Annotated in this window: 24 protein-coding genes; 13 read left to right on the forward strand and 11 right to left on the reverse strand. The window is 58.3% G+C overall.

Translation table 11 applies throughout. The features are described 5' to 3' along the window. Positions 1 to 14 precede the first annotated feature (14 nt). Positions 15 to 563: an SRPBCC family protein gene (locus FIV46_RS08840; protein WP_139940562.1), complete on the forward strand. Its 549-nt coding sequence runs from the start codon at positions 15 to 17 to the stop codon at positions 561 to 563. A 48-nt stretch (positions 564 to 611) separates the two neighbouring features. On the opposite strand, the gene FIV46_RS08845 is transcribed toward FIV46_RS08840, so the two are convergent. After that, positions 612 to 1586, reverse strand: a complete 975-nt coding sequence (locus tag FIV46_RS08845) for an XdhC family protein (protein ID WP_139940563.1) — start codon at positions 1584 to 1586, stop codon at positions 612 to 614. A gap of 554 nt (positions 1587 to 2140) precedes the next feature. Between FIV46_RS08845 and FIV46_RS08850 the strand changes: the two genes are divergently transcribed. The 12 genes from FIV46_RS08850 (at position 2141) to FIV46_RS08905 (ending at position 13121) form a co-directional block, all read left to right on the forward strand. After that, positions 2141 to 2983 (forward strand): calcium-binding protein, encoded by an 843-nt coding sequence (locus tag FIV46_RS08850; protein ID WP_139940564.1) that lies wholly within the window; start codon positions 2141 to 2143, stop codon positions 2981 to 2983. Between the two features lie 150 nt (positions 2984 to 3133). Continuing rightward, positions 3134 to 4876 carry a GspE/PulE family protein gene (locus tag FIV46_RS08855; protein WP_139940565.1) on the forward strand — a complete coding sequence of 581 codons (1743 nt, stop codon included), beginning with the start codon at positions 3134 to 3136 and terminating at the stop codon, positions 4874 to 4876. Between the two features lie 11 nt (positions 4877 to 4887). Further along, positions 4888 to 6102: a type II secretion system F family protein gene (locus FIV46_RS08860; protein ID WP_139940566.1), complete on the forward strand. Its 1215-nt coding sequence runs from the start codon at positions 4888 to 4890 to the stop codon at positions 6100 to 6102. Positions 6103 to 6112: 10 nt separating this feature from the next. Next, positions 6113 to 6553 (forward strand): type II secretion system major pseudopilin GspG, encoded by a 441-nt coding sequence (gene gspG, locus FIV46_RS08865; RefSeq protein ID WP_139940567.1) that lies wholly within the window; start codon positions 6113 to 6115, stop codon positions 6551 to 6553. Further along, a complete protein-coding gene (locus FIV46_RS08870) occupies positions 6528 to 6998 on the forward strand; it encodes a prepilin-type N-terminal cleavage/methylation domain-containing protein (RefSeq protein WP_181163142.1) in 471 nt (156 codons plus the stop codon). Before gspG ends, FIV46_RS08870 begins: the two co-directional genes overlap by 26 nt. Further along, positions 6982 to 7341, forward strand: a complete 360-nt coding sequence (locus tag FIV46_RS08875; RefSeq protein WP_139940569.1) for a PulJ/GspJ family protein — start codon at positions 6982 to 6984, stop codon at positions 7339 to 7341. The genes FIV46_RS08870 and FIV46_RS08875 overlap by 17 nt, the downstream gene beginning before the upstream one ends. After that, on the forward strand, positions 7338 to 7970 hold the full coding sequence (locus FIV46_RS08880; protein ID WP_139940570.1) for a PulJ/GspJ family protein: 633 nt from the start codon (positions 7338 to 7340) through the stop codon (positions 7968 to 7970). Before FIV46_RS08875 ends, FIV46_RS08880 begins: the two co-directional genes overlap by 4 nt. Beyond that, positions 7951 to 8940 (forward strand): hypothetical protein, encoded by a 990-nt coding sequence (locus FIV46_RS08885; RefSeq protein WP_139940571.1) that lies wholly within the window; start codon positions 7951 to 7953, stop codon positions 8938 to 8940. The genes FIV46_RS08880 and FIV46_RS08885 overlap by 20 nt, the downstream gene beginning before the upstream one ends. After that, positions 8930 to 9511: a type II secretion system protein GspM gene (gene gspM, locus FIV46_RS08890; RefSeq protein WP_139940572.1), complete on the forward strand. Its 582-nt coding sequence runs from the start codon at positions 8930 to 8932 to the stop codon at positions 9509 to 9511. The genes FIV46_RS08885 and gspM overlap by 11 nt, the downstream gene beginning before the upstream one ends. Then, on the forward strand, positions 9508 to 10125 hold the full coding sequence (locus FIV46_RS08895) for a hypothetical protein (RefSeq protein WP_139940573.1): 618 nt from the start codon (positions 9508 to 9510) through the stop codon (positions 10123 to 10125). The genes gspM and FIV46_RS08895 overlap by 4 nt, the downstream gene beginning before the upstream one ends. 79 nt (positions 10126 to 10204) lie before the next feature. Further along, the gene (gene gspD, locus FIV46_RS08900) at positions 10205 to 12352 is read left to right on the forward strand and encodes a type II secretion system secretin GspD (protein WP_139940574.1); all 2148 of its coding nucleotides are present in this window, start codon (positions 10205 to 10207) and stop codon (positions 12350 to 12352) included. Then, on the forward strand, positions 12345 to 13121 hold the full coding sequence (locus tag FIV46_RS08905) for a helix-hairpin-helix domain-containing protein (RefSeq protein ID WP_139940575.1): 777 nt from the start codon (positions 12345 to 12347) through the stop codon (positions 13119 to 13121). Before gspD ends, FIV46_RS08905 begins: the two co-directional genes overlap by 8 nt. Here FIV46_RS08905 and FIV46_RS08910 read toward each other — a convergent pair. From FIV46_RS08910 to FIV46_RS08955, 10 genes are all read right to left on the reverse strand, one after another. Continuing rightward, a complete protein-coding gene (locus FIV46_RS08910; protein WP_139940576.1) occupies positions 13114 to 14082 on the reverse strand; it encodes a 2OG-Fe(II) oxygenase in 969 nt (322 codons plus the stop codon). The two genes, FIV46_RS08905 and FIV46_RS08910, sit on opposite strands and share 8 nt — an antisense overlap. Positions 14083 to 14152: 70 nt before the next feature. Next, positions 14153 to 16363: a PhoX family protein gene (locus tag FIV46_RS08915; RefSeq protein WP_181163143.1), complete on the reverse strand. Its 2211-nt coding sequence runs from the start codon at positions 16361 to 16363 to the stop codon at positions 14153 to 14155. A 302-nt stretch (positions 16364 to 16665) separates the two neighbouring features. Further along, positions 16666 to 16950 carry a Sec-independent protein translocase protein TatB gene (tatB, locus tag FIV46_RS08920; RefSeq protein WP_139940578.1) on the reverse strand — a complete coding sequence of 95 codons (285 nt, stop codon included), beginning with the start codon at positions 16948 to 16950 and terminating at the stop codon, positions 16666 to 16668. A 27-nt stretch (positions 16951 to 16977) separates the two neighbouring features. After that, the gene (locus FIV46_RS08925; RefSeq protein WP_139940579.1) at positions 16978 to 17178 is read right to left on the reverse strand and encodes a twin-arginine translocase TatA/TatE family subunit; all 201 of its coding nucleotides are present in this window, start codon (positions 17176 to 17178) and stop codon (positions 16978 to 16980) included. A gap of 331 nt (positions 17179 to 17509) precedes the next feature. Next, on the reverse strand, positions 17510 to 19927 hold the full coding sequence (locus FIV46_RS08930; RefSeq protein ID WP_181163144.1) for a TonB-dependent receptor: 2418 nt from the start codon (positions 19925 to 19927) through the stop codon (positions 17510 to 17512). An 85-nt stretch (positions 19928 to 20012) separates the two neighbouring features. Next, positions 20013 to 21338: a M20 family metallopeptidase gene (locus tag FIV46_RS08935; protein ID WP_139940581.1), complete on the reverse strand. Its 1326-nt coding sequence runs from the start codon at positions 21336 to 21338 to the stop codon at positions 20013 to 20015. Positions 21339 to 21360: 22 nt separating this feature from the next. Continuing rightward, complete coding sequence (locus tag FIV46_RS08940) at positions 21361 to 22653, reverse strand: amidase (RefSeq protein ID WP_139940582.1); 1293 nt, start codon at positions 22651 to 22653, stop codon at positions 21361 to 21363. A gap of 8 nt (positions 22654 to 22661) precedes the next feature. Beyond that, positions 22662 to 23537: a VOC family protein gene (locus FIV46_RS08945; protein WP_139940583.1), complete on the reverse strand. Its 876-nt coding sequence runs from the start codon at positions 23535 to 23537 to the stop codon at positions 22662 to 22664. A 53-nt stretch (positions 23538 to 23590) separates the two neighbouring features. Then, positions 23591 to 24616 (reverse strand): FAD-binding oxidoreductase, encoded by a 1026-nt coding sequence (locus tag FIV46_RS08950; protein ID WP_139940584.1) that lies wholly within the window; start codon positions 24614 to 24616, stop codon positions 23591 to 23593. 78 nt (positions 24617 to 24694) lie between these two features. Then, positions 24695 to 26038: a Rieske 2Fe-2S domain-containing protein gene (locus FIV46_RS08955; RefSeq protein ID WP_139940585.1), complete on the reverse strand. Its 1344-nt coding sequence runs from the start codon at positions 26036 to 26038 to the stop codon at positions 24695 to 24697. Positions 26039 to 26056: the final 18 nt, after the last annotated feature.

Raw genomic sequence — 26056 nt, forward strand, 5'->3', positions numbered from 1 at the left:
ACAGGAAGACATCAATGAAAATTACAGGTGAAAACGAAATTCCCGCCACCAAGGCAGAAGTCTGGGAGGCCATCAACGATCCGGAGATCCTGGCCAAATGCATTCCCGGCTGCGAAAGCATGGAACGGATCGGCGAGAACAGTTTTAAAGCCAAGGTGACCAACCGCATCGGCCCGGTGACCGCCAGCTTTGAGGGCCAGGTGGAACTCAGCGACCTCAACCCGCCACACAGCTATACCCTGAGCGGCGCCGGCAGCGCCGGCTCCATGGGCAATGCCAAGGGGGCGGCCAAGGTCACCCTGACCGAGACGGAGGTTGGCACCAAGCTCAGCTATGATGTGGATGCGGAAGTGACCGGCAAGATCGCCCAACTGGGCGGACGCCTGATCCAGAGCACCGCAAATATGCTGGCCGGGCAGTTCTTCAAGAAGCTGGCCCAGGTCATCAGCGTGGAAACCGGTGCCGAGCTGCCGCCTGAAGAAGGTCCGGGTGTGGTGAAGTGGGTTGTGATCGGCGGCGTGGTGATTGCCGTTGCGGTCGTCGCCTATGTGCTGCTGTCCTGACTGGGCGAACTTCTCTACCAAGGAAATGGCGGGCCGGGCCCGCCATTTTTATTTGCCGGTCCTGTCCAGGATAACCTTGCTGTAGCCCTCGATGATTTCCGCCAGGGTCGAGATCGCCACCATGGACGCATCCCGGAGCGAGGACACCAGCCCGATGGGACCGTGGATGCGGGCGATATCGCTGTCGTCGACTCCTGCTTCCTCCAGCTGGTCACAGCGGATGGCGTGGGCCTTGCGGCTGCCGAGGGCGCCGATGTAAAAGGCTTTGCCGCCGAGGGCGGATTTCAGCAGCTCGGTTTCCCAGCTGTGGTCATGGAACATCAGCACAAAGGCGGTATAGATATCGTCGTGGTTTTCCGGCGGCCGGGAGGGACTGTTCAGCAACTCGGTGGTCCCAGCCCCGAGCGCCCGCGCCTGACGCAGACAGTTTTCGTCCGGCGACTGGACAATGACCTCAAAGCCGGAGGCACAGGCCAGCCGGGTCAGGGCCAGCACCTCTGCGCCGATGCCGGCAATGCGCAGCTGCAGTTTGGGCAGGCAGCTGACCACGAACGTCTCCCCGTCCCGCCAGCGGGACATATCAGAGCGAGTATCGCTGAGCTTCAGGCCTCCATCCACGCCCACCTCCAGCGCACATTCCCGGCGATCCGACAGGCGCTCGATGGCCTGGCGGAGGACCTCCAGGTCCGGGTTGGGAGTGATCAGCAGGTCGATGGCGCCGCCACACGGCAGCTTGATATCCACATAGGGAGAGCCCTGACCGTACCTGACCTGGGCCGGGGTGTTCGTGTCCATGGCCTGCTGCGCCTGAAACACCAGATTGCCGTCGACACAGCCGTTGGAGACATAGCCGGCGACGGTGCCGTCTTCCAGCACCCCCATCAGGGCACCGGGAGCACGCACCGACCCGCCGACGGTCTCGGTCACCGTCACCAGGGCGGTCTTTTCCCCTCTCCCTGCCGCCTCCAGAAGAAAAGACAGCACATCAAGGGGGTGATCATAGTTGTGAAAAAGACTGGTCATGGGCAAGCTGGGATTAATTTACTGACTTCCTGTTCGATACTGCATGGATGCAGTTTAGGGCATCCAGCTGCATTTGAACATTCCCGGCCTGCCCAAATGGTAAGTTTATATCGTCATTCGGGAGAAAATTCCGCCTTTGAAGAAGGTGACCCCGGGCAACCGCTGAAGAACAGGGCCCCGGCGGTCCGCGGACTGGTGGAGGACTGTCGGATAATTTTACAACTTTTGATCTGCGATTCCGGCACCGTTTCGAAGGTTCCGCCCCAGTTATTTCAATGACTTATAACCTATTGAAATATAATTGAAAAATCACTGAAACACCCTTGTAACATTGAGCTGTCGGCAGACTTTACAGTTTTTGTGACAAGCCCTCCAAAATACATCATAACCTTTTGTTTTATATAAGAAATATCATTCTGGCGCAGATATTGCTTTGCCGTTGCAGGATTCCCGCGGTGCGCAACCTGCGGGAATAAAGAACCAATCGGGCTTAAAGAGCCGGGCAGGCATCCAGACTTGTCCGGCAGGGATTTAGTAAAAGAACAGGACTACCAATGAAAAATATTTTAGCGTTCAGCTTTCTTGCGGCAGTGTTTTTGACAACCGCGACCGCACAGGCCGATGTGATTATCGGCAATTCCTCAGATGAAATCCTCATCGGCACAAACGGCAACGACATTATTGATGGGCGCGGCGGCGCAGACCTGATCAAGGGCCGCGGCGGCGATGATGATATCTTCGGCGGCAACGGCCAGGATGAAATCCGCGCCGGCGCAGGCGAGGATCGTGTCGCCGGCGGCGGCGGCGCCGACTACCTCTATGGCAATAACGGCAATGACATCCTCTTTGGCGAAAACGGCGCAGACCGCCTGTTTGGCGGCAATGACAATGATTATCTTGTCGGCGGCGCCGGCAACGACCGCCTGTACGGCCAGAACGGCGACGACCTGATGGTACTCGGTGACGGCAGGGACCGGGCCAGCGGCGGTACCGGATCTGACGTTTTCTTCATGGACATCCTCGACTCAAAAACCGACATCCTGATCGACTTTGAAACCGGAGATTACCTGGACCTCACCACCCTGCTGCTGGGGTATGACACCGACGTTTCCGAGATGGAAGACTATGTATCCTTTATCCAGGACGGCAACGACACCCTGGTGCAGGTTGACCGGGACGGTCTCTCTGACGGCTATAGCTTTGTTGACGCCCTGATCCTCCGGGATGTTATCGCCTGGCGTATCGATCTTATCAACCTGGAAGACATGGAGTGGGCCGGGGAAGAATATGTGGATTTCGGCCCCGTCCTGTTTGTGGATGTACCGGCCCCGGGCGCCCTGTCGCTGGGCCTGCTCGGCCTGGCCAGCATGGGCCTTGTTCGTTCCCGCCGCAAGTAACGGTTCACAGCGGACTTGACCAATACCGGGAAGGGTGTCCCCACCACCCTTCCCTTCGCATTTCTGTCATACCGATGTCACATAGCCGCTCTAGTTTGAAACCTTAAGATCTCAACGGGTCCGGGCAGGACCTGCAGCGGTTCAGTGGAAATGTCCCAGTCATTGTCAGAACAGTCAATACAGCATGGTGTAGCGGACCAGCCGGAGGATTTTGTCAGCTTTCTGGTGCGGCAGGACGTGCTTGATGAGACCGGCGCAACACGCATCCGCCGTGCGGCTGAGGAAAGCGGCGGTCGTCCGGCGCATATCCTGGTCAGCCTCGGCCTGATGAACGACGAACAATGCTGCCGCACCCTGGCCGACTTCACCGGCTGTTCCCTGCTGAGCGGCGCGGACCTGGAACAACGGGACCCGGAGTTGCTGACCGGGGGCCCCCTGCCCGTCAAATTCCTGCGGGAAAACCTGGTCCTGCCCCTGCGGGATCAGGAAGACGGTTTTGCGCTGGCGCTCACCGACCCGACCGACAAGTTCCTGATCCACGCCATTGACCTGGCCGTGGGCAAGCCCCTCGCCCTCCTTATCGCCACCCGGGCGCAGCTGGAGCGCAGCCTGGCGGACCACGATACGGCTGAGACTTCCGCGCCGGACAGCACGACCGAAGGCGTCGAGCAGGAGGACCTTGGCCGCCTCAGGGAACTGGCCAGCGAGGCGCCGGTCATCAGGCTGGTCAGCAGGTTGCTGGACCGGGCGGTAGAGCTTAAAGCCACCGACATCCACCTGGAATCCTCTGAACGGGACCTGACTGTCCGGTTCCGGCTCGACGGCCAGCTGAAAGTGATCGAGAAAATCGACCGTGGCCCGCGCGCCGCGGTGCTGTCCCGCATCAAGCTGCTGGCCCATATGAATATTGCCGAAAACCGCCTGCCCCAGGACGGTCGCATCCGCACCACCATCCGCGGCCGCAATATCGACCTGCGCGTCGCCACCCTGCCGGCCATTCACGGGGAAACCATCGTCATCCGGATCCTCGACCAGCAGGCTGTTGAACTGGATTTTGCGGCACTCGGTTTTTCCGACCGGGATAGCGCCGCCCTGATGGAGATCCTGCACCGGCCCAACGGCATTTTCCTGGTCACCGGCCCGACCAGTTCCGGGAAAACCACGACACTCTACGCCGCGCTGAAATCCATCAATCAGCCGGAGCGCAAAATCATTACCGTGGAAGACCCGGTGGAATATGAACTGCCGGGCATCGTCCAGACCCAGGTCAAGCCGGAGATCGGCCTCAGCTTCGCCCGGGTGCTGCGCGCCACATTGCGCCATAATCCCAATGTGCTGCTGATCGGCGAAATCCGCGACCTGGAAACGGCAAGTATCGCCGTCGAAGCGGCCCTGACCGGCCATCTGGTGCTGGCCACCCTGCATACCAACAGCGCCGCCGCCAGCATCTCCCGGCTGCTGGATATGGGCGTCGACGATTACCTGCTGGCCTCCACCCTGGCCGGGGCCTCGGCCCAGCGCCTGGTGCGCTGCCTGTGTCCGGACTGCCGCACGGAAGTGCAGGTGGACGGGGACGTCCTGCGCCGCCATCTGGCCGGACAGGAACAGATCCTCGACGGCCATGTCACCGACGGCAAGGTGACCCTGTGGCAGCCCGCGGGCTGCCCGGTCTGCGATCACACGGGCTACAGGGGTCGCACCATCATCCACGAACTGATGCCGGTTGATGAACAATTGCGTCAGCAGGTATATGGGCACCGGGACAGTGCCGACATCGAGAAAAGCCTGCTGTCCGACGGCTGGGTCAACATGCGGGGCAGCGGCATCAAAAAAGCGCTCGGCGGCCGGACCTCGCTCGAAGAGGTGCTGCGCATGACCTCCGGCTCGTATTAGGGTACTGGCCAATGGTTCAGTTCAGCTATCATGCCCTGTCCGCAGATGGAAAAAGTCATAAAGGCGAACTTGACGCCCGCGACCGCATGGACGCCCTGCGCCAGTTGCGCCGGGAAGGCCTGTCCCCGGTCAGCCTGAGCGGCGACGAGGGTGCGATCCGACGGTTGCTGGCCATGGAAGTGGGCGGCAGCAAGGCCGTCACCGCTGAGGACCGGGCGGAAATGATGGAACAGCTCGCCCTGCTGCTGGGTGCCGGCATGACCATGGAACAAAGCCTCGCCCTGCTGATCGACACCCTGCGCACCGACCGGCAAAGACAACTGATGCAGGCGGCGCTGGACAAGCTCCGGGCCGGGGAAAAGCTCACCGACTGCCTGGCTGAACCCGAATTCGGTTTTTCCCGCATCGACCTCAACCTGATCCGGGCCGGGGAACTGAGCGCGACCCTGCCCGCCGTCCTTAACCGGCTGGCGGAACACCACCGCAAGACGCTGGAGCTGAAAAGCCAGCTGATCTCCGCCCTCACCTATCCGACGGTCCTGGTGATTGCCGCTATCGGTGTTGTGCTGCTGATGGTCACTGTGGTGCTGCCGCGGTTTGAACCGATCTTCGCCAATGCCGGGGAAAAACTGCCGCTGCTGACCCGCATCCTGTGGGATGTCAGTCAGGCCGCGCTCGACTATGGCCCGCTGATCCTGCTGTTGCTGGCACTGCCGGTCCTTTATCTGCTGCTGATGCTGCGCAGCGCGGACGGACGCGCCAGAATTGACGCCCTGATGCTGAAAGTCGGGCCGCTGCGCCGTCTTGTGGTCGACCTGGGCACCGTTCGGTTCGCCCGCGCGCTTTCCATCCTGACCGAGGGTGGCGTCTCCCTGCAGCAGGCACTGGCGCTGGCGACCCGGGGCAGCGGCAACCGGGCGATGGATGACAAACTCAGGGAAGCCGGTCAGGAAGTGGAACAGGGACGCCCGCTGTGGCAGGCGCTGGAGGGGACCGGGCTGCTGCCCCGCCTCAGCCTGCAGTTCATGCGCATCGGCGAGGAAACAAACCAGCTTCCCCATATGCTGACCCGGCTTGCCGACATCATCGAACGCCGGATGGAAAAGAAACTCAACCGGCTGACTAGCCTGCTCACCCCCGTTGTCACCCTCATCATGGGGATCGTGGTCGGGCTCGTGATCTGGTCCATCATGTCCGCCGTTCTTGGTATCAACGAACTTGTATGAAGTAAGAAACATGGGCAACAAACGGAAATATCAACAAAGAGCCGGTGACGAAGGCTATACCCTGCTGGAACTTCTGGTGGTGCTGGCGATCCTGGCGCTGCTGGCCACTTTCGCCGCACCGGCGGTATTGAAATACCTCGGCTCCGCCAAGGAAGATGTGGCCGGTGTACAGCTGGAAAACCTGGCCGCTGCGCTTAATCTCTACCGCCTGGAAGTCGGCGATTACCCCAGCACCGATGACGGGCTCCAGGCCCTGCTCACCGCGCCGAAAGACGCCGCCAGCTGGAATGGCCCCTATCTGGAAAAGGAAAGCGGCATCATCGATCCCTGGGGCACGCCCTATGTCTATAAAAAACCCGGAACGGACCGTGCCTACGACCTGATGAGCTATGGCGCCGACAAGGTGGCAGGCGGAGAAAACGAGAATGCGGACATCGTGGCCCGCAAATAACCCTCACGCAGGCGATCAGGGCTATACGCTGCTGGAGATTCTGGTGGTGATCGCCATCCTGGCGCTGCTGGCGGGCCTTGCCGGGCCGCGCCTGTTCAGCGGCAACGCGCGCACCGAGCTCACGCGCCTGGTACAGGAAAGCCGCCAGCTGGTGCTGGATACCGGCCTCAGGGCCCGGCAGACGGCCCGACCCCAGGCTCTGGTCCTGGACCTGACCGACAAGCGCCTCGCCAATGAGCGGGACAGCCTGTCCCTCGCCGGCCTGGATCGGCTGGACATGGTCACTGCCCGTGAACTCGGGGAACAAAAGGACCAGGGACAGATCCTGTTTTATCCCGACGGCAGTTCCACCGGCGGTGAAATCCGCTTAGGGAAAGGGCCCTTTTCCGAGGTCCTGAAAATCGACTGGCTGACCGGACAGGTGACCCGTGCCCCGGCGTCCTGATCCTGAACGGGGCTTTACCCTGCTCGAGACCCTGGTGGCACTCGCCATCCTGTCGCTGGTGATGGTGGCGGCCTTCGGCGGCATATCCGACAGCCTGAACCGGACCGTCAGGCAACAGCAGGAACTGGACCGGCTGGCACAGGCGGAAAACCTCATGACCCGGATCATGGCGGGAGAAAAGGTTTCTGAGACCGGCGACCTGCGCCTCAGCGTCCGGGATATCAGTCCCGAGGGCTTGACGGAAAAAGGATTTATCCTTGAACACATCCGGATCCTGGATAAGACCGGGGACCGGGTACTTCTGTCCAGCCAGTGGCTGCACCGGCGGGAGGAGGAACAATGAGCCCCCGTCCCGACGACAAGTCAGCCGGCTTCACCCTGCTGGAAATCCTGATCAGCATCGCGCTGTTGTCCCTGATCATGCTGATGATCACCGGCATTATCGGCTTCAGCCAGAAATCCCTGCAGGCGACAGAGCAAAGCAGCCTGGAGCTCCACGCTGACATTGCCGTGAAACGCTTGCTGAAAAGGCTTGTGGAACAGGCGGCCCCGGCTTTTGAAACGACTGCCGACGAGGGCCAGCGGCTCGCCTTTTCCGGCACCTCAAAACGCCTGGATTTCCTGGTGCGCTCCCCGATTGACGCCCTGCCGCCGGGGCTGTACCGGGCGCGTCTGGCCCTTGAGGAAGGAACACTGCACCTGTCCCTTGCCACCATGAACGGGAAAAACCTGGTCGAGCATAAACAGCTCGAACTCGGGCCGCGTATCCTCGGCATTTCCTATTATCAGCAGAACGGCGACCGGGGGCGCTGGAGCAACCAGTGGTCTTTCCCGTCGCACGGTCCCGACCTGATCCGAATCGCCTGCGAAAATCCCGACGATGGTGATCAAACTGAAACAATTGGCTTGTATATAAGGCCGTTATTGCTGCCGAAAGCCCAAGAAAACGAGAATGAAACCGACACCTATTGAACCACAGGTCACAAGACTTTTTGACGGCCCGCTCACGGCGCCTGTGCTGGGCTGTTTCTGGCGGGGCGGACTTTTGCGTCAGGCAGGCTGGAATGTGGAAAAGGCCCTGGACTGGTGGTTCGAGGCCCTGGAAAATTTGATCCCGGGGAGCTGGTTGTCTGGTCCCGGCAACAATGCGGCCAACCTCCTCAGGCTGGAGGACAGCCAGACACTGGATTTTACTTTTTCCCTGCCGGCCAGCAGCTATCGTCATCTCGAAGACCTGGTAAAGCTGGAAATCGAGGAACGCACCCCTTTCCGGCCAGAGCAGGTGCTCGGCGGCTACAAAGTCAGCCCGGCGGCTCAGGCCGGACAACTGTCCTGCCGGGTCGTGATCCTGCCGGTGCGGCAACTTGACGGCGCCGCCCTGGAAGGCGTTGACGGCCTGTGCCTGTCGACGGAAATGGTCCTTCCACTAACCGCAAACGACACTCCCTGGTCCCGCCAGCACAAGAGCAGGTCACGGCGGCGGCTTGTCCTTGCCGGTCTCACATCTTCGTTCCTGCTGCTTGCGTCCTATGTGCCTCTGCTGCTTTCCGGCCGGCAGCTTGAACAGGCCCGGGCGGAGTTGGGCCAAATCCAGGAATCCGCCACCCAGGCCGCCAACCTGCAGCAGGACCTGAACCGGCTGGCGCAAAAACAGACCGCCGCCCTCAACCTGCGGGACGGAAGCCCGTCAAGGCTTCGGGCGCTGGCGGAAATCGGCCGGGCGCTGGACGGCAGCATGGAAATCGAAACCATCGAAGTGCGGGACAATCTGCTGCTACTTGGTGGCAACAGCATTCGCGCGGCCGAGACGATTGAGAAACTGAAACAGCTGGACCTGATCCGCGGAATAGAGTTTGACAGCCAGGTCACCCTGGAAGTGGACGGTCGCGAAGCCTTTACCCTTAGGGCCATCATCAACGGGGAGACAGACAATGACAACTGATCCCCGCTCACTTGCCGGCCGGCTGCTGGCCGTCCTGATCCTTGCCGTTCTGGTGTGGCTGGCCTATACCCTCCTGTTTGCCCCCGGGGTGTCCGGCACAGCGCAGAATATCAGCGCCCTGACACAGACCCGCGGACTGGTAGAGAAGTATACTCGCCTTGCCGGACGGAAAGACGAGATTGTCGCCCGACTGGCGGAACTGGAGCAAAATACTGACTGGCAGAACACCTACCTGCAGGGGGAAAGCCATGCCCTCGCCGGGGCGGAACTGCAGCGTTACATCCAGTCGCTGTTGGAAGATCACGGCGCCGACCTGAAAATGATGCGCCTGCAAAGCCAGAACCCGGACAAATCGGAACGGGTCGACCTGCAGGTCAGCGTCGAGCTGAACTATGAGATGCTGACAGCTATTCTGCTTGATATTGAAACAGCGGAAATCGCCCTTGTTGTGGATCAACTGACAGTGCGGGAAAAGGCGCCGAGTGCCCGGCCGGGGGCAGACAACAGCCGTAATCTGGCCACTAAATTTGTCGTTTCCGGCCTGGCGGATATCGGGGAGGACGCGCCATGACCAAATGGACAGAGTCCTGGAATATTTTTGACACTGTTCTGGCCTTTTGCGCGGGCGCCAGCCTTGTTGTCTTTGTTCTCTCCCTTGTCACTCTCTACCATACCGACCGGGAGAGCCCCGCCAACATGTCATCCCGGTCCATTTCCCAACCTATCCAGGAAACGGACAAACAGGCCCTTTATGTTTTCGCCCGCCAGGCAAACGCCTTCCCGCTTTATGACAGCGAGGACGAACCCCGGCAAACGCAGGACAAAAACGTCATAGCAGAACCCGCTGAAGGGCAACCCCGCCTGATGGGTATCATCCGGTCCGGTAAAACAGTCTGGGTTATCCTGGAGAGCGAAGACGGGGAAAGCCGGGAAGTGGCGGTTGGCGATAGTTTCGCGGGCTGGACCGTCAGAAGTGCTGCCGCCAACTCGGTCGAACTGGAAAAAAATGGGCGGACCCTGACCCTGTCCCTGCAGACCGAATCAGTGTCGCAAGAGACGGAAAAAGCCACATTCTCATCAGTACGAAAACCGGCAAAAAACACCTCAAATCCGGGAAAAATGGCCAATGAGGAACCGGAACCGCTCAAGATCGGAAAATATACGATCCCGCAGGTAGATGACTGAGCGCTTGTAAAACCGCTGTCACAATAGGCGGCCAATTATTCTTGGTTTGGAATCTCATCAGAATAAGGTGCGCAGGGTTATGTTTCAGGTCGCAAAAAATATCATTGTTCAACCCCTCCTCGGGCTTACCGTCATATTGATTTTGCAAGGCTGTTCCCTGTACGGCAACAGTGAAAGCCCGACGTCCGCGACATTGAACCGACTGGATACCCTGCCGATGGAAACAGAAGTTTCCGACAACGGTCCCGCTGACATTTCCCCGGAAGGTGAAGCGGGTCCCAATGGAGGCTTCGAAAAGAGAGGCACGGGCCAGGTTGTGGCAAGCGCCCTGCCCTCCGTAAAACAGTGGCAGGCCTCCGGCGACGGAGTTGACCTGAACTTCCAGAATGCGGATATCCGCGCCGTCGCCGATGTGATTTTCGGCAAAATTCTGAAAGCCGCCTACAGCGTTGATCCCGCCATTGACGGCCGCATTTCCCTGCAGACCGGCGAGAGCCTGCCACGGCCGGCCCTGCTGATGGCCTTTGAAAGCGCTCTGGATACGGTGGGCGGCCGCCTGGTATTCGACGGTGTAACCTATCATATCAAATCTGCCGCCGCGGACGACTTCCCGGGCGGGCATCTGGTGGGACTGTCATCCAAGGACATCAAAGCCGGCTACGGCCTCCATATCCTGCCGCTGAAGCATGTCTCTGCCGACCGGATTATGGACATCATCGAACCCTTTGTGCCCGTTCGCGCCAAGGTCACCGTCGAGCCGGAACGCAACCTGCTGGTCATCGCCGGCACCGGTCCGGAGCGGATGAGCCTGATCGACATGATTTCGGTCTTTGACGTCGACTGGATGCAGGGCATGTCCTACGGCCTGTATCCGCTGGAAGCCGCCAATGCCACCGACGTGATCAGGGAACTGGAAACCCTGTTTGCCACCGCCAGCGGCGATACGGCCCCCAACGCAGTGCAGTTCCTGCCGGTCGAGCGCATGAATGCCATCATGGTCATCGCCGTTAATCCGGACCTGCTGGAACGCAGCCGCGAGTGGATCACCGAACTGGACCACGGCGGCCAGAGCAGCGGCAACCGGCTCTATGTCTACAAGGTCCAGAACGGCCGGGCCCGCGACCTGGCGACTGTCCTGGGCGGCATTTTCGGCGCCGAGCAACACACCCTTGGCAACAATAGCACCGTCGCCCCCGGCCTCACCCCCAAACGCCTGTCCTCCGGCACAGACAATCGGAACCAGGACACCAGCGAGCACGCCGGCAGAACCAGCTCTGCCATGAGCACCCTTGGCGAGGCCCGAAACTCGCAGCAGGAAGCCCAGGTCAGTTTTGTCGCCGACAACCTGCGCATCATTGCCGACGACCGCAACAACGCGCTGCTGATCATGGCCTCGCAACAGGACTACCGGCTGATCAAATCATCCCTCAAGCAACTGGATATCGAACCGCTGCAAGTGATGATCGAGGCGACCGTCGCCGAGGTGAAGCTCAACAATGACCTGCGTTACGGCCTGCAGTGGTTTTTCCAGGAAGGGGATTTCGACCTGACCCTGTCCGATGCTGATACCGGCACGGTTGCCAGTTCCTTTCCCGGGTTTTCTGCCGTGTTTGATGACCCGGATGCGAGGGCGGTACTCAATGCACTGGACAGCGTCACAGACGTGGAAATCGTCTCCTCGCCGCAGCTAATGGTGCTCAACAACCAGACCGCGATCCTGCAGGTCGGCGACGAGGTGCCGGTGCCGGTCCAGTCCGCCACCAGCACGGAGAACTCCAATCCCCTGATTGTCAACAGCATCGACTATCGGGACACCGGTGTGATCCTGCGCGTCACCCCGCGGGTCAACAGCTCCGGCATGGTGCTGATCGATGTGGAGCAGGAAGTCTCCAATGTGGTCGAAACCCTGACCTCCGGCATCGATGCCCCGACCATCCAGCAACGTTATCTGGCCAGCACCATCGCCGTTAAAAGCGGCGCCACCATCGCCCTTGGTGGCCTGATCCAGCATCAGATCAGCGAGGAGGAAAGCGGTGTGCCGGTGATCAGCAAAATCCCGCTGATGGGAAATCTGTTCAAGACCACCGGTTACGCCAACAAGCGCACCGAACTTCTGGTGCTGATTACACCCCGGGTCATCGGCTCCACCAGGGAAGCCCAGGAAGTCACCAAGGAACTCCGGGAACGGCTGAGCCGTATCGCCCCGGCTGCCAAATCCGATGACTGACCGCCGGGATGCCGAGGCCGGCTTCGCGCTCATCACCGTCCTCTGGGCGGTGATCCTGATTTCCGTCTTCGTTATCCTGATCCTGCGCAGCGGCACCGGCGACAGCCTGGCCCTGACCCATGACCAGGAGGACCGACAGGCACGCGCCCTCGCCCTTGGCGAAGCAAACCATATCATGGCGCAGATGATCGCCGGGGAAGAGATACCGATCGCGCAGGAAGTTGCACTCCCCCGGAAATCTGGAAAGCCAATTCACCTGACCGCGCTATTTCCGGAAGTTTCAAAGCTGGACGTCAACCGGGCGGATGCAACATTGATCCGGGCCGTACTGGAAGAAAGCGGCATGGGCCAGATTGACGCGCGGGAGACAGCAGAGCGCATTGTAAATTACCGCGCCACGGTCGCCCCGTTCCAGGATATCCGGGAACTGGAAAGCCTGGGATTTGTTTCTGCCGCCACATTCCGGATCCTCGCCCCGGCCCTGACCCGCTACGGCGGAACGGTGATTGATGCTCGTTATTTGCCGGACCTGCTTCAGCGCAGCCTCCGGCGCCTGAAGCCTTCTGACCGCCAGGCCTTTTTCCACGCAGCGGAGGCGAAAGACAAGGGGCTGACGGCGGGGAATTACCGGCTTGACCAGACCATCACAATGTCCGCAGGACGGGAATTTGATTACCACACCATCATCCGTTTCCGGCCCGGCTTTGCCACCCCAGCCGAGATCATCGAACACCGGCCCGGCAACCGCTCTCCCGACGGCATCAGCTGAAAAAGCTGATCAGCACGTAACGCTGCCCCCTGGTTACGGGCAGAACCCGGTGGGCGAGACCGCAGGAAAAAACCACGGCACCCCCGCGGGGCGGCACCACCGGCGTCGATGAATATTCCGGAAACACCAGGCCACCGCCTTCATAGTCACCGGTGTTCAGGTTTACGGTCAGGGCAAATTTGCGCTGCCGTGCATCCGGTGTCGAATTGTCCCGGTGAACTGCAAAATGGCCCTCATCTTCGTTGCTGTAACAGGCCAGCTTGAACTTTTCCACCTGGGAGGGGGTGAAATGATACACCTGCCTGAGTTCGGGTCCCAACCGCCGGGAAATCAGCATCATGAGACGTTCCGTCAGTGTGCTGTCATGCACATGAACATCCCGGCGCCGTTTAAGATCCGGCCGGTACTCAAGTGCCACGCCATCCCCGGCAGCGCCGTGGGAGCCGGACAGTTCCGCGCTGCCCTGCTGAAAATAGCTGATCAGGCTCCGGCATTCATCCGGCGAAAAAAGGCCTGGCACCTGCAACACCGGCGGTACAACATTGCTGCGATCCGCAAGTGCGGGTAAGGGTCCGGTGCCGCGCCAGGCAACCCGGAGGGTACTGTCCGTCAGAATCATCTCCGGCTTTTCCAGTCCCGCGGCAGTATCCAGGCCGGTAAAATGCCGGATCAGGGCGCCGTCCGTATCCACCAGCACAATCCAGCCGTCCTGCCCCTGGGTCCCGGGCGAAACCGACAACAGGATCGGCACCAGGCCCTGTTGTTCAGCACGGGCCCGGCACTCCGCCATGACCTCACCGTCCTGCCAACCTGCCGGCGCCAGCAGGATCAGCGCCCCCTGCCCACAACAGAGATCGTAAAACAGCCGCGCGCTCCCGGACGTATCCAGGCGGGCAAAATTGGGGATGCGTTCCCCGGTGATCATGCCCGGCCCAACTTGGTCTGATAGCAGGTTACTCACTACACGTCTCCCATAACGAAAGAAGGGGCCAGAATGGCCCCTTCCCTTTGCAATTTAATGACGGTCGGTCTTAGCGGCCAACCGGCTTGTTGTCCTTGCGACGAACACCGATCAGGGTCGGACGGGGCTCGGAAGAACCACCGTTCGGGAAGTTGGAGTTCGGCGTACCCAGAACACCGCGGTCACCCGGGTGCTGGATGTTCAGGAGCAGGGTGCGGTTGTCCGGAGTAAATTCACAGCCGCAAACTTCTGAGTCGTTCGGGCCGCTCATGAACTGACGCAGGTAACCACGGTTCGGACCTTCGGTCGGAACAGCGAATGTACCGTTGTGAACGCCGGTCGGCTGGGAACCGTCAGTCACGATCCACAGATTGCCCTGTTTGTCGAAGCTGATGTTGTCCGGAGCGCCGATCGGGCTAACCAGGTCACCGTGAGCAAAACCGGCATAGTAGGTGTCGTCACGGTCCAGGGCTTCTTCGCTGCCCAGATCCACATCGTTCAGGTCTTCGTCCTGGGTCAGGAAGCGACCAGCGGAAGACTGGGGATCACCGGCCAGCAGGAAAATTTCCCAGGTGAAGCTGGTGGCTGTGTTGTCGTCACCATCTTCGGAGATTTCGATGATATGGCCCCAGCTGTTGGCCGGACGCGGGTTGGCGATGTCCGGGAACTGCTGTACGTCACGGCCGTCACGCTCAGCAATAGAGTCACCGGAGGTACGTTTAGTGTTGTTGGTACAAGCGACATAGACCTTGCGGGTCACCGGGTTGGCTTCCACATCTTCCGGACGGTCCATCGGGGTAGCGCCCAGCAGGTCACCGGCGCGACGGGCGTTGATCAGAACTTCAGCCTGGTTGTCGAACTGCGGAATGTCAGTGCCTTCAACCTTGGCGGTCTGCAGCACTTCCTGGCTGTCATAGTCCACTGCCATCCACTCACCGGTGCCGTCTTCGTTGAACTTGGCCACATAGAGTGTACCTTTGTTCAGCAGGTTTTTGTTGCGGCGACGGTTTTTGTTGATTTTGCGCTCGGAAACGAATTTATAAACATATTCGAAGCGGGCGTCGTCACCCATGTAAACCACACAATGTTTGTTGGCGGCTTCGATGGTTGTGGCACATTCGTGCTTGAAGCGACCCAGGGCGGTCAGTTTGCGCGGCGCAGCGCCCGGATCATAGGGGTCAACTTCACAAACCCAACCGAAACGGAACGGCTCGTGCGGCTCTTTAGCAACGTCGAAGCGATCATCGAAAGCTTCGAAGCCGAGGTAGCTGCTGCCGGATGCCGGCTGCAGGCGACGGTGCATGTCAAGCAGCTTGATGTCTTTCGGATCGGTTGAACCGGACAGAGCGGCTTCCAGACCGGCGAAGTTGGAGAAGACACCGTCGGTGTTTTCTTCAGCAGACAGGTAAGTGCCCCAGGGCGTGCCGCCGGCAGCACAGTTGTTGTAGGTCCCTTTGACACGGGTACCAGCCGGGTTGGCGGAAGTCTGCAGATACTCATTCTTGCGGGCCGGACCGGTCAGCGCAAACGGTGTGTTCATGGTGATACGGCGGTTAAAGCCGGAGGATTTAACAACCTGCCATTTGCCGTGCTTGCGCTCGATTTCGGCAACGGTCATGCCGATGGCATTGCGGGCCCATTTGTCGGCTGTCGGATAAGCCATGAAATAGTCGGCAGTGCTGCCGTAGGAACCGCGGTCCGGATACACCAGGTTGTCGTTGATATATTCGTGGTTCACACAGATCACGGCATTGTTTTTACCATTGGAGTCCGGTGTCGGCAAGGCAAAGAACTCAACCGCGTCGTTGTTGTAGCCAAACTGCTCGGCCTGGTCCTTGGCGCCTTTGTTGGTCAGGTGCTTGCCAGCCACCAGGTCAGCGTCGGACAGGTCGGAAACAAACGGGCTCAGGGACTGGCCGAACTGCAGGATGGAGTACCACTCGTAACCTTCCGGAACAACGGCAGTGTCTTCGGTGGAACCTTCGATCGGGGTGAAGGTCAGGCTGTCGGCCGGAGCAGCAGCAGCTTTGGTCGCCATCATGGGGGAAGCAACCATAGCGGAAACGGAAGCAGCAGCGGCAGAACCTTTCATAAAGCTGCGGCGCTTGATCCGCTTGGCCATCAGCACGCCGATCGGCTCGGAAGCGTTACCACGGTTTTCCAGCGGCATATCCACTGAAGCATCCATATCGTGTGCTTTGCTTTCCAGCTCAGCGGCAATTTCATTGACTTCATGTTCAACGGTCTCCGTACCGTTAACATCTTTGACAATCTTGTCCATGTCCAACATCTCTCTGTTAAAGTTGAAGTTAAGAAAATAATCAAACCCACCCATCCCCTTTGAAAGACGAGGATCAATGCTTGACTGCCGAAGAAACTAGAGATGAATTGTGAAACTAGGATCGAAACAAAATTAACGTTTTTTTAACTATTTGTTATCGAGCAAACGGGATTGCCGGAGCAGGCCGCCCCGGTCCCGAAAGAAGCTGATTTCCAGCCGTGAAATTGTATAAAATTGTATCAGTTTGGAGACAGTTCTGTTACAGGCGGGTCACATAGAACATCGGTAAGGCCCTAATATAACTAGACCTTATTATTTGTCTTAGACTGATTCTGATCTGCAATATCAATTTTGCCCTGGGCCAGGTTTTTTGCCGCCATGGCCTGCTCGCGCACCTTCCTGATTTCGGCCATTTCATCCTGGCTGATCAGTTCTTCAACCTGGTCGGTTACAGTTTCCTTGAGGTCCCGGACATGGCCCCAGAACCGCCCCATCGCGCGGAGCGCCTTGGGCAAATCGCGGGGACCGATGACAACAATGGCAATCACCGCCACCACCATCATTTCCATGGCACCGATATCAAACATCCGGGAAACCCTCTATGCCAGTTCTGATCAGGCGCCGGTCTTGCTGCCGGAAGAGGAGGTTTCCCCTTCCGCCAGTCGGGAAGAGTTGTCTTCGACCGAATTCATTTCTTTTTTGAAGGAGGTAATACCCCGCGCGACGTCACCCATCAGGTCGGAAATCCGACCGCGGCCGAACAACAGGACACCAAGGGCGACAACAATGGCAATCTGCCAGATACCAATCGACATTTTCTGATCCACTCCAGAAGAATAATATGATCAGCTTTCCTAGCAGGCCTATATGACAGTTCAACGACGGCGGTCGGAAAACGGGAATTTATTGCTGGAAAAAGATTTAGGAATGGGGCCTCTGGTCCACACCACAGACGTTATATTTTACAGATAGTTAAAGGCAGTAGTGCGCAATTTTTGCGCACAACCTTCATGCATGTGACCTGAGAACAGGGATGAAAAGAAAGAGTTCTGTATCGATATTGGTTAAAATAAAGAACAAACACTTAAAAGACAGCGGGCCGGAATATCCTCCGGCCCGCTCTCCAGTTTTATACTGGCTTTTATTCTAGAAATCACGACGAACGGAGACGCCCCACCAGCGGGGTTTGCCGTACAGCATTTCATTACAGCCGCACAGATTTGCCAGGTCAAATCCGATGGTCGCATAGCTTTCATCAAAGACGTTGCTGACAAAGGCGGATACCGTCCAGTCCATGTCGACACTGGTCCAGTCTGCCCGCACATTGGTGATGACATAGCTGTCCAGTTTCTGGGAGTCGAAGTTCCGGATATTGTGATAGATTTCATCCACAAAGGTGGCATCTGCCTGAACTGAAACATGGCCACCGAAGACTTCCGGTTCAAACTCATAGCGGATCAGGCCGGTGGCCTGGAAATCCGGGGTAAACGCCGGCTTCACGTCCCTGAACACACCCGGCGCAATTTCCAGGTTCTCCACCTCGGCATCCACATAACTGGCGCTCAGCATGATATCGAGACCGGAAGCCGGGTTGATAAACAGTTCCAGCTCCATCCCTTTGATCATCGCATCCGCATTTTCGGTCACACTGGACACGTTGGAAAATACAGAAGCCTGATAATCTTCATAGTCATAATAGTAGGCCGCACCGTTCAGTCGTGCCTTGCCATCCATAAAGGTTGCCTTGAAACCGATCTCATAGGACGTCAGGATTTCCTCGCCGTAGCCGATCGCATCATCGGACAGCGGCGTGGAACCGTCAGGCAGCTTGGCATTGAAGCTTCCCGCCTTTACCCCGCGGTTGATGCCGGCATAAACCAGCAGATCATCAGTCGGGCGCCAGTCCAGCTGAACCTTCCCGGCCCAGAAAGTATCGCCTGCACTTTCTGCATAATCAGACCGCAACGGCACGATCAGCGTATTCGTATCAATGGCCAGGTTATCCGCATTGGCGTAGAGCCCCTGGGAGAAGGCATAATCCTTTTCCTCGCGGATCACGCGGGCCCCCGCGGTGAAGGTCAGCGTGTCGGTCAGGTCATATTCGATCTGGCCGAAGGCAGAATAGGAATTGGTGGTCAGGTCGATCAGGTTGACCAGATCCGCCCCGACACCCGCCCCCAGGAAGGCCGGGCTCATGACAGAGGACGGCATAACCAGGAAGCCATTCTGTGTTGAGTTGTCGATATAGAGATAGTACAGACCGGTGATCCAGCGGAACCGGTCGCTATCCCCTTCCAGCCTGATTTCCTGGGTAAAGGTATCTTCGTCGGCGCCGGAGGCATAAACAAACTGATCCGCCGGTCCGGCATCAACGTCGTTGGTAGCAAACTTGTCGAAATGCTTGTAATCGGAAATGGCAATCAGGGTCATGTTTCCGATATCCCAGGTCAGTTTCGCCGTTGTTCCGTAGGTAGTAAACTGGTTGATATCGCTGAAAGCGAAGTCCTTGGAAGTCCGCCAGCCGCTGCCGTCCGGATCGATATAGCCAAAGAAATCACCGCCCGGCACCGGACGAAGCGTGGCCACACCGCTGCCGTCAACTTCCGCATTGACGCCGCCGGGACCGATGGCCTCGCGCACTTCGTCTGCATCGGAATAATAACTGTTGATCACCCGGCCCTGGGCATCGACTTCGGCTATGGTGGCAACATTCTGATAAGGCGCCTCGGAAAGATTGGAATCCGCCGCAAAACCACTGATCAGAAGTTCCGCTTCATCATTGATCTTGAACAGCAACTGGGCCCGACCGGCCAGGGTATCGTCGTTATACAGGTCCTGGCCGCCACCCGGCACGGGACCACCGATATTGACTGCGCCGTCCGGGAACTCGTTCTTGAGGAAGGCGTCGTTATAGCTGTAGAAAACAGAAACCCGGCCCAGCACTTTATCAGACAGGGCGCCACCGATGGCAGCCTCCGCCTTGACCTGGTTGAAACGGCCATAGGTCAGGTCGACAAAACCTTCGGTTTCCTCGGTCGGCTTGCGGGTAATATAATGCACCACACCGCCGGTGGCGTTACGGCCGAACAGTGTACTCTGCGGCCCCTTGATCACCTCCACCCGATCAACATCAAAGGTGGAAAAGGTCTGCCCCTGCATCATGGCGATGTAACCCTCGTCCACATAGACGGCAACCGGAGATTCCACGGAGTCGGTAAAATCATTCTGGGTCACGCCGCGAATGGTAAACTGGGACATCTGACCGCCGATGCTGCCGGAAACATAAACCCCGGGCGTGATACGGGCCACATCCACGCTCTGGGTCATGCCCAGCGCCCTCATCTGGTCCCCGGACAGGGCCGTCACGGCAAGCCCTACGTCCTGGATCATCTGTTCCCTTTTCTGAGACGTCACAACGATCTCTTCAAAGACCGAAACATTGCCGTTCTCGGCTGCCGCCTCTTCCTCCGCCTGGACAATCGTGCCCGCAAGCAACGGTGTACTTACCGCGGTGGCAAGCAAAAGACTTTTTAACCCTGTGTATTTTGTCCTGATTATATACATACTTAAAATCCTCCATTTTGGCATGTTTGCCGGTTTGGTTTGACTGTTGCTGAATATTTTTGTCTTTCCAGGTATCTCCTTCAGCCTAGAGACCTGTTTCTGAACGCTTGCGGGTGCAGGTATCGATCACCGCATAGAGTATTTTTTGAGCGCAGGGCATAAGGTCCGGCACATAGGTGGCCCCCATGCCGCCAAGCCCTTCGGCTATTTCTTCCGGGGAGCCCTCTGCCGGCCAGGGCCAGCCCATACGTGCTGTGGGAATGCCCATGCGCCGCAGGGCAGCGCCGTCTGTCTGACCGCCGAGCAAATCCGGGTCACGATAATTTTCACCCTCAATATGTTCCCAGCCGCGACGGGCAGACTGGATAATCCAGTTGTCGGGATCAGTGGTGCCACCCGGTGTAGAGCCATACATTTCCCACTCCACTTCGAGATCGGGATGTTTCGCCTGAATATCCCGCATGAAGCTGGCTACCTGCGCCTTGACTTCGCCCGGGCTGGTACGTGGATTGATGCGAACGTCGAAATAGATTTCCGTAGCGGCAGAGGGAAAGGCCGGACGCTCGGGCCAGCCGGCACGCACTGCCGAAATCCAGCCGTCGGGCCGGATTACGCCGGAAGTGTTGCGTTCGGTATATTCCTGGAGCCAGTCCTCGAGTTCGAGAATGAAACCGGCGGCCGGAACAATGGAACTCCTGAAGTCCGGCAGGCCGCGCGGCACACCGGCATACCCCAGAGTGCCCCAGACCGTGACCTTGAACCAGCCCATGCCCGGCTCCTCATGATATACCCAGTTCCAGGGTTTCATGATAATGGCGTAATCCGGCGCCATGCCGCGGTTAATCAGATGCTCCACGCCGTTTGACATCCCGGCATTATCGCGCCAGGGAATGGTGACCGGCATGCCGCCGTCGGCAAAGCCCAGATTGATATCGCCGACCAAAGGAACGTCCGCATCGATCAGGGCATTGACCACCTCGGTCAGGGTCGCCACCATGGCCTTGGGGTTGGAAGAACCGAGCCCGTAAACCCAGTCATCAACCATTTTCGCCTGCGGTTTCAGGTCCACATACTGTTTCGGACCGGCCCAGGGATAATCGCTTTCATCTCCTTCGAGATGGGTATCGATCGGTGCGTAAAGCAGCAGGGTCGCGCCGTCGCCGGTGCCCCGCAATTCGCCCAGCGTGTTGCCTGAGATGTCATTCATGGGATGGTAGGCGGCCTTCATGCCCATATTGCTCATATAGGACGTCATAAACTGGCTGGCGTCGGCTGTAGCCCCGGTCGGACTGTGAATATCGGTCAGGTCAAACAGAAGCTTCTTCAGGCGATCCTGGTCCAGCTTTTCACATGCCTGGTCGTACCAGCGCTTCTGTTCTTGCGTGAAAGGTATCTGTGTTGTCGGTTCCATAGCGTTCTCCCTGATGATCGCTTTACAGTTTGCTTTGCCAGCGGCCGGCCACATTGACCATCCAGTGACCGAAGCCGAGAATTTCCCTGTCCTGCCCCTGCCGGCCGATAATCTGCAGGCCGATCGGAAGCCCCTTCTCCCCTTCCTTCACAGGGAATCCGAGACAGGGCGTACCAAGCGCAGTCCACATCCGGTTAAAGACGGGATCTCCGGTGCTATCGATGCCATAGGGGGCAATCCCCGGTGCGGAAGGGGTCAGCAGAAAATCACATTCGCCGAACAGACTATCCTGTTCGTTCACGCAGACTTTCTGGATATCCAGTGCCTCGAGATATTTTTCGGCCGGCAGATCGCGCCCCGCGGCAATGAATTGCTTGAGGACATCGCTGATCCTGTCAGCATGCTTTTCCACAACGGGACCGAGGCAAATCCAGGCTTCCCGCATGTGAATCAGGCGCTGGGCTTCCCCGAGACGATCGAACAGCTCACTGCCCTCTACCCCCATCAGCTCGGCGCCGGCGTCCCGCAGAACATCCGCGGTTTCAAAAAATAGTTTCTGGGTTTCCGGGCTGGCCTGGTTCCAGGCCCCTGACCGGTAGAGCCCGATCCTCGGCGGTTCAGACGTCGGCTCGATATCCTTTGTCTCGCTCCCGAGAACACTGTCGAGCAGTTCCAGGTCTTCCACCGCCCGACCAAAACCGCCAAGCGTGTCCAGATGATGGGCGGTATCGACCATACCACCGGTGTCATAGCGCTTGCGGGTCGGCTTGAAACCGATCACCCCGCAGAAAGACGCCGGCCGGATAACCGACCCCGCCGTCTGGGTGCCAAGTGTCAGGGGGACATGAAAGTCCGCCACCGCCGCGGCAGATCCGCTGGAGGATCCCCCCGGCGTATGATCCGGATTATGGGGATTGCGGGTCGGCCCCGGACGATAGGTGGCGAATTCGGCAGTGACAGTCTTGCCGAGAATTATGGCCCCGGCTTCCTTCAGCAGCCGGACACATTCGGCGTCTTCCCTTGGCTGGAAACCGTCGAAAGCATCACTGCCGTAGTCGGTCGGCATATCCGCCGTATCAATCACATCCTTGATCCCGACCGGGACGCCGTGCAACGGACCGCTGGCAGCAGAACGGTCTCTTTCCCGCGCTTCGGCCAGAGCCTGTTCCGCGGCCACATAGGCCCAGGCCCGCACTGTCCCTTCCCGCGCTTCAATACGTTCAAGACAAGAGGTAACCAGGGCTTCCGAGGTGAGTTCCCCCCGGGCGATGGCCCGGGCGGCTTTTGTCGCAGAAAGTCTGAAGAGGTCACTCATCCGCAAACTCACTCCTCTTCCGGTGAATGATGCCCCCAGAGACGCGGCGAGTCATAGCTGCGCACGCTCCAGTTTTCATCAATGAGCAGACCGCCATAACCATATTCGATCCCGAAACCGGACGGTGTCACGATGTAGAAGGACTGGACATGGTCATTGGTGTGACGGCCCATTTCCATGATCAGCGGCAGTTGCATTTCGCGCGCCACATCATAGGCATAACCGATATCATTGACGGATTTTGCCTCGATCATGACATGGTTGAATTCGCCGCCCTTGAAGTCACCGAACGGCTTCATGATGGCCAGGGAATGATGGCGGGCATTGCAATGATAGAAGGTGGCGTCCTTGTCGTCCCAGATGATGTAGTCCGAGAGTTTAAAGCCCAGCACCCGCTCGTAGAACTTCTTGCTTTCCTCATAGTCCCTGACCACATAGACCACATGGCCAAGACCGAGGTCGCCGGTCTTGTAGCCGTCAATCCCGCGGGTCGGTTTGAAGGGATACATTTCCCGTTGCGGGGCATAGAAAAGTTCCGATGGCGTGCCGCTGGCCGGATCGATAAACTGGTAAAGCTCGATGACCTTGCGCTCTTCCTTCAGAGCGTCCGTTCCTTTGGTGACTTCCACGCCGTAATCGCGTAGCCGGCCGACCAGGTCTTCCAGGTCCGCCAGGGATTTAGTTTCCCAGCCCACGGCTGCAATGGAGTCCTCAGCCGCAGGATAGAGAGTAAAGCGATGATGATAGTCGTCAATCCTGAGATCCACCGCCTCGCTGTCGGCTCTCTGCAGGACTTCCATGCTGAAAATTCCCGTGGCGATCTCCAGCCATTCCTTCATATTGGTTACATTCAGGGCCAGATAGCCCAGTCCACTGACGCTCATTGTCTTGTCTCCTTTAGCATTTCCACCACTTGTTATTTTTGCCGTGCCGGCGACTACTCGCTGGGCACAAATTTTTCCGCATGTATATTTTCCGGTTTCAGTCCCGCGTCGAGCAGGAAGGACTGGGCGGCTTCGATCATGCCCGGCGGCCCGCAAAGGTAGGCGACCGCATTCTCATCGATTGCATCACTGGCAAGACTTGAAACAGGATTTCCAACAAGGATTCCCTCTTCCGCCTCCCCTTTATCGACGGAGATCCGGTTTTGCAGGGTCGGCATCCACTGTTGCCTGAGATCAAGTTCTTCGACATAGAAAAGGCCGTCCCGGTCCACGCAGCCAAAGCTGAGCAGGATATTCGGCTTTTTGCCGCTACGGACCCGGATCACATCCAGCATGGACATCATCGGGGCAAGCCCGGTCCCGCCGGCGATCATGATGTGTGGCGCCTTGACGCCGTCCCGCAGGAAGAAGGACCCGAAGGCGCCTTCGATTTCCAGCACATCATCCACCCGGGCCCGGTCCCGCAGGTAGGACGACATGACGCCGTCTTCCAGCACACGGATCAGCAGTTCAATTTTCGGCAGGTCCGCCGGCGTACTGGCAAAGGAATAGCTGCGAAACTGTTCGGTTCCCGGAACCTTGACCTGAATGAACTGCCCCGGGATAAAATCAATCCAGTCCCCGTCGGCCAGTTCCATGCTCAGTTTCACCACATCACGGGACACCCATTCGATAGCATCGATAAAAGCGTTGGCCCGGACCGGCTGGTTGCTTCCGGCCGTACTGTCATAATCCAGTTCAAGCGTACAGTCGCTTTGCGGTGTGGTAATACAGATCAGACGCTGGCCTTCCTGCTGTTCGCTCTTCAGCAGGGAAGCCGCGACATCCCTGCGCATTTCAGCACTGCCCTCAACAAGTTTTGCCTGGCAGGCCGCGCAGCTTCCGCTCCTGCACTGATAGAGAAGCGGAACCTCCTGATCGAGCGCCACATCGAGAATATTCTCATCCTCGGCCACCTCGATCCGGCGGCTTTCCCCGTCGGAAAAATTCAGCGTTACGGAATGTTTTACGCCTGACATACCCTTTGTACCTTTTGGTTTTTCTTCAATTACCCTGAGAAGAAAAAAGGCCCTGCCTTGCGGCAGGACCTCTCCTCTTTATTCTTCGATTTTTTCCACGAAATAGCCCAGCTTCTTGCCTTCCGCCAGACGACGCATGCGGATGCTGGACGCCTTGACAGACCCGTCCACGCCCCTGCCCGGTTTGGCAATGCCGCGATTATGGCGCGACGCCACCTTGCGCCAGGTGATCGGCGATACATCGGTGTCGACAAGCTGTTCGTCGTCCCAGCCGGTGCCGTCCGCGTAGAAATCCTGCATGGCTTCACGGGCATATAGATCGCAGTCGTTGAATCCTTCCAGGCAAAGCGGTTTATAGAAAACGTCAAAGCGATACTGGAACGCTTTGCGCTCTTCCTCGGTGTTGCAGACCTTGACCAGGACTTCCCAATACTCATAGGTGTCGTCGGTGATCGGCACATACCATTCCAGCTGAACCACATGTTCTTCCGGCCAGTTTTCCACCATCAACACACCGGGAAGCACCACGGAAGTGCGGTAGAAGCGGCTGTTCAGGCCTTCAACTTTGAGATCGACCTTCTTGTTCTCGAGAATGGGTTCCCAGCGGTCGGTAAACAGCCACTGCATCAAGCCCTTGGGCTTGTCTTCCTCTTCCATGGTGGTGATACAGTCGTCACTGGCGGGGCGGATCCCCAACGGCAGTACCCAGTCCTTGGCATGGATAATGGAATTATCCTTGTGCACCAAGATATGGGCGTTATCAAAACCGTTTTCGCAGGCGATGCGCCAGTTGGCTTCACCGGTCCGGTGCATGCCGAGACAAACGGCATTGTCATCCAGCAGGCTGGGTGAAGCCGGCCACAGCGGATGGGGAAACTCTTCGCTGCTCTCCGGGAACCGGATCGGCAGGTCTTCCGAAAGCGGCGGCACATCTTCCAGCGGATAGTCATCTTCACGAACAAAGACAAAAATCATCCCGCCGACTTCTTCCACCGGATAGGAGGTGATACCGGTGGTGCCGATCAGCTTGTCATCAGGGTTGCCGACGATAGTGCTGAGATCGCCGTCGTCAAGATTGAAAGTAAAACCGTGGTACCAGCAGGAGATGGTGTTTTTGGTCAGGCACATGGGTTTGGAAGAAAGCCGCACGCCCCGGTGAATACACTGGTCTTTCAGGGCGTAAACCTTGCCGTCCACGCGACGCAGCACAATCGGAATACCGCAGATGGTGATCCCTTCAACCTCTTCTTCTTTCAGCTCCTCGCTGAACAGGGCCGGATACCAGTGGTTGACAAAACCCCACTCCGCATCCTTGTAAGGCTGATACTGGCTCTGCGTGCGGGCGTCATTCTTCCTCGCCTCGCTGATGCCGTGCTTGCCACCTTCTCCCGAACGGCGCCGCACCGGTTTTACTTCATTCATTTACAGTCTCCTCGTCTA

The organism is Emcibacter nanhaiensis (assembly GCF_006385175.1).
In the GTDB taxonomy this organism is placed as follows: Bacteria; Pseudomonadota; Alphaproteobacteria; order Sphingomonadales; family Emcibacteraceae; genus Emcibacter; species Emcibacter nanhaiensis.

Excerpts from the sequence above, each read along its gene's own strand:
- FIV46_RS08840 (WP_139940562.1), top strand. The coding sequence starts at position 15 with ATGAAAATTACAGGTGAAAACGAAATTCCCGCCACCAAGGCAGAAGTC.
- FIV46_RS08845 (WP_139940563.1), bottom strand. The coding sequence starts at position 1,586 with ATGACCAGTCTTTTTCACAACTATGATCACCCCCTTGATGTGCTGTCT.
- FIV46_RS08850 (WP_139940564.1), top strand. The coding sequence starts at position 2,141 with ATGAAAAATATTTTAGCGTTCAGCTTTCTTGCGGCAGTGTTTTTGACA.
- FIV46_RS08855 (WP_139940565.1), top strand. The coding sequence starts at position 3,134 with ATGTCCCAGTCATTGTCAGAACAGTCAATACAGCATGGTGTAGCGGAC.
- FIV46_RS08860 (WP_139940566.1), top strand. The coding sequence starts at position 4,888 with ATGGTTCAGTTCAGCTATCATGCCCTGTCCGCAGATGGAAAAAGTCAT.
- gspG (WP_139940567.1), top strand. The coding sequence starts at position 6,113 with ATGGGCAACAAACGGAAATATCAACAAAGAGCCGGTGACGAAGGCTAT.
- FIV46_RS08870 (WP_181163142.1), top strand. The coding sequence starts at position 6,528 with ATGCGGACATCGTGGCCCGCAAATAACCCTCACGCAGGCGATCAGGGC.
- FIV46_RS08880 (WP_139940570.1), top strand. The coding sequence starts at position 7,338 with ATGAGCCCCCGTCCCGACGACAAGTCAGCCGGCTTCACCCTGCTGGAA.
- FIV46_RS08885 (WP_139940571.1), top strand. The coding sequence starts at position 7,951 with ATGAAACCGACACCTATTGAACCACAGGTCACAAGACTTTTTGACGGC.
- gspM (WP_139940572.1), top strand. The coding sequence starts at position 8,930 with ATGACAACTGATCCCCGCTCACTTGCCGGCCGGCTGCTGGCCGTCCTG.
- FIV46_RS08895 (WP_139940573.1), top strand. The coding sequence starts at position 9,508 with ATGACCAAATGGACAGAGTCCTGGAATATTTTTGACACTGTTCTGGCC.
- gspD (WP_139940574.1), top strand. The coding sequence starts at position 10,205 with ATGTTTCAGGTCGCAAAAAATATCATTGTTCAACCCCTCCTCGGGCTT.
- FIV46_RS08905 (WP_139940575.1), top strand. The coding sequence starts at position 12,345 with ATGACTGACCGCCGGGATGCCGAGGCCGGCTTCGCGCTCATCACCGTC.
- FIV46_RS08915 (WP_181163143.1), bottom strand. The coding sequence starts at position 16,363 with ATGGACAAGATTGTCAAAGATGTTAACGGTACGGAGACCGTTGAACAT.
- tatB (WP_139940578.1), bottom strand. The coding sequence starts at position 16,950 with ATGTTTGATATCGGTGCCATGGAAATGATGGTGGTGGCGGTGATTGCC.
- FIV46_RS08925 (WP_139940579.1), bottom strand. The coding sequence starts at position 17,178 with ATGTCGATTGGTATCTGGCAGATTGCCATTGTTGTCGCCCTTGGTGTC.
- FIV46_RS08930 (WP_181163144.1), bottom strand. The coding sequence starts at position 19,927 with ATGTATATAATCAGGACAAAATACACAGGGTTAAAAAGTCTTTTGCTT.
- FIV46_RS08935 (WP_139940581.1), bottom strand. The coding sequence starts at position 21,338 with ATGGAACCGACAACACAGATACCTTTCACGCAAGAACAGAAGCGCTGG.
- FIV46_RS08940 (WP_139940582.1), bottom strand. The coding sequence starts at position 22,653 with ATGAGTGACCTCTTCAGACTTTCTGCGACAAAAGCCGCCCGGGCCATC.
- FIV46_RS08945 (WP_139940583.1), bottom strand. The coding sequence starts at position 23,537 with ATGAGCGTCAGTGGACTGGGCTATCTGGCCCTGAATGTAACCAATATG.
- FIV46_RS08950 (WP_139940584.1), bottom strand. The coding sequence starts at position 24,616 with ATGTCAGGCGTAAAACATTCCGTAACGCTGAATTTTTCCGACGGGGAA.
- FIV46_RS08955 (WP_139940585.1), bottom strand. The coding sequence starts at position 26,038 with ATGAATGAAGTAAAACCGGTGCGGCGCCGTTCGGGAGAAGGTGGCAAG.